The organism is Pseudomonas sp. 7P_10.2_Bac1 (assembly GCF_025465935.1).
Lineage (GTDB): Bacteria > Pseudomonadota > Gammaproteobacteria > Pseudomonadales > Pseudomonadaceae > Aquipseudomonas.
On the sequence record NZ_JANLNV010000019.1, the window covers coordinates 1 to 9,212 of the forward strand.

The window sequence follows — 9,212 nt, forward strand, 5'->3', positions numbered from 1 at the left end:
AAAAAAAAAAAGATCGCAAGACAAGCCCGCTCCTGCACAGGTTTATATCCAGCCTATTGATAAACAAGAGGCTGGCTCTGTTTATGACGCATTTTCAATTTCGCCGCCATCCCACAGCATGGCCGCATGAATACATTAATCGAGTACTACCAACATTTGGGCTGGGCCTTGTCACTGCTGGTGATGATGACCTTTTTGTTGGCGGGCGCGGTCAAAGGCATGATTGGCCTGGGCTTGCCCACCGTCGCCATGGGCATGCTCGGCCTGGCTATCGCTCCCGCGCAGGCTGCGGCGTTGCTGATCATCCCCTCGATCGTCACCAACACCTGGCAATTGGCGGCTGGCGGGCAACTGCGGGTATTGATCAAGCGTCTATGGCCCATGCAATTGGGGATCTTCGTCGGCACGGGTCTTGGCGTGCTATGGCTGAGCATAGAGGGTGGCAGTTGGGTGGTGCGGGCATTGGGCGCGGCCTTATTGCTCTACGCGCTGAGCGGTCTGTTCCTGCCCACCCTGCGCGTCGCACCTTCTGCCGAGCGTTGGTTAGGCCCGGTCTGTGGCCTGATCACCGGTGTTATTACCTCGGCCACGGGCGTGTTCGTGATTCCCGCCGTGCCGTATCTGCAAGCGTTAGGCCTGAACAAAAACCAGTTGGTGCAAGCGCTGGGCTTGTCCTTCAGCGTCTCGACCCTGGCCCTTGCGGGCGGGCTTTATTGGCGCGGCTCGCTGGGCGGGGGCGAACTCAACGCGTCGGTGCTGGCGCTGTTGCCGGCCATGCTGGGCATGTGGCTGGGGCAATGGTTGCGTCAACGCATCAGCGCCACGCTGTTCAAACGCGTGTTCTTTATCGGCATGGCACTGTTGGGTGCTCATTTATTGATCAGCGGCTGAAACGCTGTTGCAACAATCCAATTACCATTCGTGACTTCAAGGCAAAGGTCATTTGCCGCGGCGCGGGTTTTTCCTGAAGGTTGGGCTCTATATCTTGAGTCCACGTTAAACCTTTAAGACCCCCGTGCCGCTCAACAGCGCTGAGGGTTAACTCCTGAAGAGGCTGATCATGAAAAAGATTCTGTTGCTCAATGGCGCCAAAAAATTTGCCCACTCCGACGGTCGCTACAACCTGACCTTGCACGATACGGCACTGGCTTTTTTTGATCGTCATGGCTTTGAAGTCAAAGTCACCCACATCGACGAAGGCTACGACGTGGCTGAAGAAGTCGAAAAATACCTGTGGGCTGACGTCATCATTTATCAAATGCCGGGCTGGTGGATGGGCGCACCGTGGATCGTCAAAAAATACGTCGACGAAGTATTCACCTTTGGTCACGGCAAGCTGTACGCCAGTGACGGCCGCAGCCGCTCCGATGCTTCGAAGCGCTACGGCAGCGGCGGCATGATTCAGGGCAAGCAATACCTGCTGTCATTGACCTGGAACGCCCCGCAGCAAGCGTTTGAAGACCCGGCCGACTTTTTTGAAGGCAAGGGCGTAGACGCGGTGTACTTTCCGTTTCACAAAGCCAATCAGTTCCTGGGCATGACGGGTCTGCCGACCTTCCTGTGTGTGGATGTCATGAAGAGCCCGCAACCTCAGGTCGACGCGGCCCGCTATGAACAGCACCTGACTGAAGTCTTCGGCATCAAGGCGTAAACTCTGGTGCCTCGACAGCGGCTACTCTGTCCGTAACCAATGAGGGGCGCGTGTGAAAGCCAGATCGGATGAGCTGCAAATTTTTGTCTCGGTGATTGAGTGCGGATCGATTTCTGCCGCAGCCGAACAAGTCGGGCAAACGCCATCAGCCGTCAGCCGCACGCTGTCGCGGCTGGAGGCCAAGCTCGAAACCACACTGATCAACCGCACCACGCGGCGCATGGACCTGACCGAAGAAGGCAAGTTCTTCTTCGAACAGGCCAAGCTGATCCTTGAGCAGATGGACGAACTGGAAGAACGCCTGATTTCACATCAACGCACACCGTCCGGACGTTTGCGCATCAACGCGGCGTCGCCATTTATGCTCCACGCCATCGTGCCTTACCTCCCCGAGTTCCGCGCGCTGTACCCCGAGATTCAACTGGAACTCAACAGCAACGACCTGATCATCGATCTGCTTGAGCAAAGCACCGACGTCGCGATCCGCATCGGGGCGCTGGCCGACTCGACCCTGCACGCCCGCTCACTGGGCTGTAGCCCGCTTAACATCCTGGCCAGCCCCGCGTACATCGCTCGTTACGGGATGCCCCGAACTGTGGCCGACCTGGCCAACCATACCCTGATCGGCTTTACCCAAAACGACGGCCTCAACCAATGGCCGCTGCGTTATGCACAAGGTGATCGCTGGCCCATCCAGCCGGCCATCAGCGCGTCCAGCGGTGAAACCGTTCGCCATTTGGCGCTGCAAGGGCAGGGCATTGCTTGCTTGTCGCACTTCATGACCCACGAAGACATCAGCACCGGTCGTTTGCAGGTGCTGTTGAGCGAATTCAATAGCGGCTACCGGCAACCGATTCATGCCGTGTATTACCGCAACTCTCAATTAGCGCTGCGCATTCAGTGTTTTCTGGACTTTATCCAGACCAAGTTGGCGAGTTACGCGACGCCGTATCTCAAAGACTAGGGGCTGTTCCCCTTTACTGGCTGCCGCGACGAAACGGGATCAGACCCTGGAGTGAACGTACGCGGGTGTGCGGCGCGCCGCAGTTTTGCCTTTAGTGTTTGAAATCTTTGACAAAATCAGACAAGGTTTGGAAACGGTTAATAACAATAAAAGGATGTATCGAATGCGTATTGTGTGGTTCAAAACTCTGGCCTTGACGGCTGCCATCGCGGCAAGCTCCTCGGCCTATGCCGTCACCCTGGAAGGTGGCGCAGTGGCTGCACCTGATCAATACGGCGCTGAAGTGGCCGCGCAAATCCTCAAGAAAGGCGGCAACGCGGTCGACGCCGCTGTTGCAACGGCTTTCACCCTGGCCGTGACCTACCCCGAAGCCGGCAACATCGGTGGTGGCGGTTTCATGACCTTGTTCATTGATGGCAAACCCTACTTCCTCGACTATCGCGAAACCGCGCCCAAAGCGGCCAGCCGCGACATGTACCTCAATGACAAGGGCGAAGTCATTGAAAACCTGAGCCTGGTGGGCTCCCGCGCGGCGGGTGTGCCGGGCACCGTGATGGGCCTGTGGGAAGCCCATCAACGTTTCGGCAAATTGCCGTGGGCCGAGCTGATCACCCCGGCAGTGGGCTACGCGAAAAACGGCTTCAAAGTGGCCGACCAGCAATTCCAATACCGCGAAGATGCGCTGGCGCTGTTTAACGGCAGCACCAACTTCGGTGATTACTTTGGCACCATGAAGCCGGGCGAAACTTTCAAGCAGCCAGAACTGGCCAAGACCCTGGAGCGCATCGCCGATAAAGGCGCCAAGGAGTTCTACCACGGCGAAACCGCCGACCTGTTGGTCGCGCAAATGCAGAAAGACAAAGGCCTGATCACCAAAGAAGACCTCAACGACTACAAGGTCAGCTGGCGTGAGCCAATGCGCGTCGACTTTCGCGGCAACACCTTGTACACCGCGCCACTGCCAAGCTCGGGCGGTATTGCGCTGGCCCAGTTGATTGGCATCAAAGAAGACCGCGCGGCAGACTTCAAAGGCGTCGAGCTGAACTCGGCCCCCTACATCCACCTGCTGGCTGAAATCGAAAAACGCGTGTTTGCCGACCGCGCCGATTACCTGGGCGACCCCGACTTCGGCAAAATGCCGGTGGCCGAGTTGACCGATCCGGCGTACATCGCCAAGCGTGCGAAAGAAGTGAACCCGAAGGCGATTTCCGAAACCGCCAAGGTCAAGCCGGGCCTGGAACCCCATCAGACCACGCACTTCTCCATCGTCGATAAAGACGGCAACGCGGTGAGTAACACCTACACCCTGAACTGGGATTACGGCAGCGGTGTTGTCGTCAAAGGTGCGGGCTTCTTGCTCAACGACGAAATGGACGACTTCAGTTCCAAGCCGGGCGTGGCCAACGCCTTTGGTGTGGTGGGTGGCAATGCCAACGCCATCGAGCCGGGCAAGCGCATGTTGTCGTCGATGAGCCCAAGCCTGGTGACACGCGATGGCAAGGTTACGCTGGTACTCGGCACGCCGGGTGGTTCGCGGATCTTCACCTCGATCTTCCAAGTGCTGAACAACATCTACGACTACGACCTGCCGTTGGAAAAAGCTGTGGCGGCGCAACGCGTGCATCACCAGTTGCTGCCTAAAGACACCATCTACTACGACGCTTACGCGCCGTTGACCGGCAAGGTTGCGGATGAACTCAAGGCCATGGGTTACACCTTGGAAGACCAGGGTTGGAACATGGGCGACATCCAGGCCATCCGCGTGAACGGCACCGCGCTGGAAACCGCCTCTGACCCACGCGGCCGTGGCGTGGGCCAAGTGGTGAAGTAACCCCGCAAAAACCTGTAGGAGGGAGCTTGTTTCGCGATCTTTTGATCTTTGTAAAAGACCGCGAAACGAGCTCGCTCCTGCAAATGTCTTAACTCCCCCGCAATTTGTTACCATCCATTTCAAGTTTTCTCCCTTCGCGTCTCCCGTCTTTAGGTAAGCCATGAAACTCTCACGTCTGCGCGCTGATGTCCTGGCCGGACTCACGACGTCATTTGCTTTGCTGCCCGAGTGCATTGCATTCGCGCTGGTCGCGCATCTCAACCCGTTGATGGGGTTGTATGGTGCGTTCATTATTTGCACCCTGACCGCGCTGTTCGGTGGCCGTCCCGGCATGGTGTCCGGTGCTGCCGGCTCAATGGCCGTGGTGATCGTCGCGCTGGTGGTGCAGCACGGGGTGCAGTATTTCTTGGCGACCGTGGTGCTGAGCGGGTTGATCATGCTCGCATTCGGCCTGCTCAAACTCGGCAAACTGGTGCGCATGGTGCCGCACCCGGTGATGCTCGGATTTGTGAACGGGCTGGCGATTGTCATTGCCATGGCCCAACTGGATCACTTCAAGGACGGCGACACCTGGCTCAGCGGCCAGGCGCTGTACCTGATGATCGGTCTGGTGGCGCTGACCATGGCCATCGTCTATTTGTTGCCTCGGCTGACGCGTGCCGCGCCGCCTGCACTGGTTGCGATTTTGAGCGTCGGGCTTGCGGTGTATTTTCTGGGGCTGCCGACACGCACCCTCGGTGACATGGCGCACATCGCTGGTAGCCTGCCGACGTTTGCCCTGCCGGACATCCCGTGGAACCTCGAGACCCTGCGTATCATCGCGCCTTACGCGATTGTGATGGCGGTGGTGGGGCTGCTGGAAACGCTGCTGACGTTGAACCTGACCGACGAGATCACCGAGTCCCGGGGCTACCCGGACCGCGAGTGCGTGGCGCTCGGGGCGGCGAATATGGTGTCGGGTGTGTTCGGCGGCATGGGTGGTTGCGCGATGATCGGGCAAACCGTGGTCAACCTCAGTTCGGGCGGGCGTGGTCGGCTGTCAGGCGTGACAGCCGGGGTGATGATCCTGCTGTTCGTGCTGTTCCTGTCACCGTTCATTGAGCGCATCCCGCTGGCCGCGCTGGTGGGCGTGATGTTCGTGGTGGCGCAACAGACCTTTGCCTGGGCGTCACTGCGGGTGCTGAACAAAGTGCCGTTGAACGACGTGCTGGTGATTATTTCAGTCACGGTGATCACCGTCTTCACGGATCTGGCAGTGGCGGTGATGTGCGGGGTGATCATTGCCGCGCTCAACTTCGCGTGGCAACAGTCGCGGCAACTCTATGCCGAGAAGTTCATGGACAACGGCACCAAGCTGTATCGGGTCCACGGCACGCTGTTTTTTGCGTCGACAACGGCATTTCTCAAACTGTTTGACCCGGCCGATGACCCGGCGACAGTGACCCTGGATTGCAGCCAGTTGAGCTTTGTCGACTACTCGGCCATTGCCGCACTGGACACCCTGCGCGAGCGCTACAGCAAAGCGGGCAAGCATCTGCGGGTGGTGCATGTGTCTGAGCGCTGCAAGAAGCTGCTCAAGCGTGCCCGTGTTCCTCACGCGTAGTCGCTGCCGAAGAATGAGGCTGCGATGGGGCGTGCCCCGCATTGCAGCCTTCGTGCCTCGTCAGCGACGACAAGTACGTGTGTCAGACCTTGAAGTGGCTGACCATTTCTTGCAGTTGCGTCCCCAGCCGCGCCAGCTCAACGCTGGACTTGGCGGTTTCATCACTGGCTGCCGCCGTCTGTTCTGACACATCTCGTACGTTGAGGATGCTGCGGCTGATCTCTTCAGCCACGGCACTTTGCTGCTCGGCCGCTGCAGCAATTTGCTGGTTCATGGATTGGATATTCGACACGGTTCGGGTAATGCCCTGCAATGACGTGCCGGCCTGGCGTGTCAGGCTTACGCTGCTGTCGGTCAAGGTGCGGCTGTTGTGCATCACTGTGGCCACTTGTTGGGTGCCACTGTGCAGCGCGGCAACCAGGGTCTGGATTTCTTCGGTAGAGTTTTGCGTGCGCTGAGCCAAGGCGCGCACTTCATCGGCCACCACGGCAAACCCTCGCCCGGCATCGCCGGCGCGTGCGGCCTCGATCGCAGCGTTCAGGGCTAGCAGGTTGGTCTGGTCAGCCACCGCCTTGATCACGTCCATGACGCTGCCGATCTTGTCGCTCTCTTCTTGCAGCACGGCCATGGCCTGGGTCGAGCGACCGACTTCAACGGCCAGGCGCTCGATCTGGTCAATCGCCTGATTGACCACGTTGTCACCCTCGCGGGCTTCGCCGTCGGCGGCCGCGGCTGCCTGTGAGGCTTGCTCGGCGTTGCGTGCCACTTCTTGCACGGTCGCAGTCATTTCATGCATCGCGGTGGCCACTTGATCGGTTTCGACCTTCTGGCTGTTAACCCCGGCGCTGGTCTGTTCAGTGACGGCGGACAGCTCTTCGGCCGCGCTGGCGATTTGGGCGACGCCGTCGCGGATCCCGCTGATCAAATCACGCAGGGTCGTCCCCATGCGTGCAATGCCTTGTTGCAGGATGCCCAGATCATCGCGGCGAGTGACCTGCAGAGTGTGGCTCAGATCGCCGCTGGCAATTCGCTCGACAACCTCCAGGGTTTCACGCAACGGGCGGGTGATCTGGCGGGTAATCACAACCGCTGCCACCACGCCCAGCAACAGCACCAGCAAGGTGCTGATCAGTTGCAGGCGGTTGGCGCTGGCGCTGTCCGTGTCACGGCGTTCCAGCTGAATGTTGTACAGCTCGGTGCTGCGGCTAACGATCCCGTTGCCGTAGTCCGTCATATCTTTGCGTCGCTCGATAATGCTGTTGTCAGTGTCAGTGAAGACCTGCAGCGCCTGGGTGTACTCAGCCATCGCATCGCTTAAACCTCGCAAGGTGTCAGCGGCGCCGGTGCTGAAAAAAGTGTTCAGCCCGTTAAGGCTGGCCGTTGCAGCGGCCAGCTGGCTTTTGGCGGCCTGCTCGGTCGCCTCCAAGGGCGAGGCAATGTAGGCGCGGCCCAGATCGCGGGCGATAAGGAACTGTTCGCGCACTTTGGTCACCGCCTGGTACTGCTCAAAGCGGCCTTCCTCGCTGGCAGGGCGTTGCAAGGTGAGGGCATCCAGCGTGGCAATGTCGGCCAATGTCGCTTTGGCGCTGCGATCCATGCGTTCGCGCGACACCGCGGAGTCGACGTAAGCCTTGCGCATGGCAACCAGAGCACGTTGATAGCGGGTGATCAGGTCGTGTTGTTCGGTCAGCAATTTGAGGTTTTCAGGGCTCTTGAAGGTGGTCAGCAATTGTTTTTGCTGGGCCTCAAAGGCTTCCAGATTGTTTTGCACGTTCTGTGCTGCGCTTTCGTCGCCATTGGTCAGCATGTATTGCAGGCGTGCGACGCGCAGGTTGGTCAGGGCGCTATTGAGTTGCGTGATATCGGTCATCCAGTTACTGCGGTCAATCAGGGTGCCGAGGCTGAACCAATTGCTGATAGCCATCAGGCAAGTGAGTGCCAAAACCAGGCCGAAGCCCAAGGCCAGTTTCAGGTTGACGCTGATGTTGCTCAGCCATCTGCTCATTTCAATCTCCAGGAACGGTGCGCGCAGGATCTGTTTTCGCTGGAGGGGTTTTATTTTTCTGGCCCAGCAGAATCTTTATTCAGAGCTGTATCGGCGGAATAGAGCAGAGCTGAAACGTTTTTTGTCAGGCATCGTTCAGGAGCTGAAAGGTCTCCTCTGTAGGGAAGATTGGTGTTTGTTTAAAGATTTTTTTCACATTTGCTTCACCTGCCTCCTACACCCAGATTTTTAGACTATGTTCAGTTTCGGAAAAGCTTTGCTATGCAAAACTGCTTTCTCCACAAGCAGGAATGTTCATCCATCCATTGTCATATTCGCGTTATAGGGTGACGGCGAGTGTCGTTCACTGACTGCCATAGGGGCGTTCTACGTGATTTTGAGTCTTCGTTTAGCTGGTGCTAGGCGCGCATTACTGCGCAAAACACTGGGGCGTTATCGAAATACACTGGTCGTAATCGTTGCAGCCATTTTGACGAGCTTTATCGCCTTCCAATTGCTGGCGGCCTCACCTGCGCCCAACCTGGGCTTGTCCAGCAATGCCAGTCGCGTGCTGGCGCTCAATCAAAGCTGGGCTCAAGGCAATGTGATTGCATTGGTTCGCCACTCAGAGCGCTGCGACCGCTCTTCGACACTGTGCATGGGGCCTGAAGATGGCATCACTGTGCATGGCGAGTCCGTTGCTCAGGAGTTGGGTAATGAGTTCCGAATGATGGGGCTGGCCCATACGGATATTTACAGCAGCATGCTGACACGGGCACGCCAGACTGCCGACGCGATGTTTGTTAACCCGGTTGATGCGCAGGACTGGTTGTTCAACTGTAAAGGCAAGATGTTGAGCGATGCGCTCAAGCATAAGGTCCCGGGCCGCAATCTGGTGCTGGTGACTCATAGCGAGTGCATGGACGAACTCGAAAGCCAGATGCATGTGCCCACAGACACCACATTTGGTTATAACGCCTCGTTGTTTATCAAAACGGATGGCACCGATGCTCATCCGCAAATGCTCGGTTATGTTGAAACCAAAGACTGGGACCGTATCGTGCCGCCAGGCACCTTGCCAGCTGGCCACGGCTTTGAAGCCTCACGGTTTTAACACCTCAAACGTGTAGGAGCGGGGGGGGGGGGGGGGGGGGGGGGGGGTTGGGGGGGGGGGGGGGG

At 58.2% G+C, this 9,212-nt stretch carries 7 protein-coding genes and 1 pseudogene; 6 read left to right on the forward strand and 2 right to left on the reverse strand.

Annotated features, from left to right (window positions below):
- Positions 1 to 126: 126 nt before the first annotated feature.
- From NTD86_RS03945 to NTD86_RS03965, 5 genes are all read left to right on the forward strand, one after another.
- On the forward strand, positions 127 to 891 hold the full coding sequence (locus tag NTD86_RS03945; protein ID WP_262200859.1) for a sulfite exporter TauE/SafE family protein: 765 nt from the start codon (positions 127 to 129) through the stop codon (positions 889 to 891).
- 169 nt (positions 892 to 1,060) lie between these two features.
- Positions 1,061 to 1,651, forward strand: a complete 591-nt coding sequence (locus NTD86_RS03950; RefSeq protein WP_262200860.1) for an NAD(P)H-dependent oxidoreductase — start codon at positions 1,061 to 1,063, stop codon at positions 1,649 to 1,651.
- Positions 1,652 to 1,703: 52 nt separating this feature from the next.
- Positions 1,704 to 2,615, forward strand: coding sequence for a LysR family transcriptional regulator (locus NTD86_RS03955; RefSeq protein ID WP_262200861.1), 912 nt, complete (start codon positions 1,704 to 1,706; stop codon positions 2,613 to 2,615).
- Between the two features lie 163 nt (positions 2,616 to 2,778).
- Positions 2,779 to 4,446 (forward strand): gamma-glutamyltransferase, encoded by a 1,668-nt coding sequence (ggt, locus tag NTD86_RS03960; RefSeq protein WP_262200862.1) that lies wholly within the window; start codon positions 2,779 to 2,781, stop codon positions 4,444 to 4,446.
- Between the two features lie 160 nt (positions 4,447 to 4,606).
- Positions 4,607 to 6,049 carry a SulP family inorganic anion transporter gene (locus tag NTD86_RS03965; protein ID WP_262200863.1) on the forward strand — a complete coding sequence of 481 codons (1,443 nt, stop codon included), beginning with the start codon at positions 4,607 to 4,609 and terminating at the stop codon, positions 6,047 to 6,049.
- Between the two features lie 82 nt (positions 6,050 to 6,131).
- Here NTD86_RS03965 and NTD86_RS24300 read toward each other — a convergent pair whose 3' ends face one another.
- A complete protein-coding gene (locus tag NTD86_RS24300) occupies positions 6,132 to 6,995 on the reverse strand; it encodes a methyl-accepting chemotaxis protein (protein ID WP_410016946.1) in 864 nt (287 codons plus the stop codon).
- Positions 6,987 to 8,054: pseudogene (locus NTD86_RS24305) on the reverse strand (methyl-accepting chemotaxis protein); the annotation flags it as partial. The pseudogene NTD86_RS24305 and the gene NTD86_RS24300, both read right to left, overlap by 9 nt.
- Positions 8,055 to 8,424: 370 nt before the next feature.
- Here NTD86_RS24305 and NTD86_RS03975 point away from each other — a divergent pair.
- Positions 8,425 to 9,147 (forward strand): histidine phosphatase family protein, encoded by a 723-nt coding sequence (locus NTD86_RS03975; RefSeq protein ID WP_262200865.1) that lies wholly within the window; start codon positions 8,425 to 8,427, stop codon positions 9,145 to 9,147.
- The last annotated feature ends 65 nt before the right edge of the window (positions 9,148 to 9,212 follow it).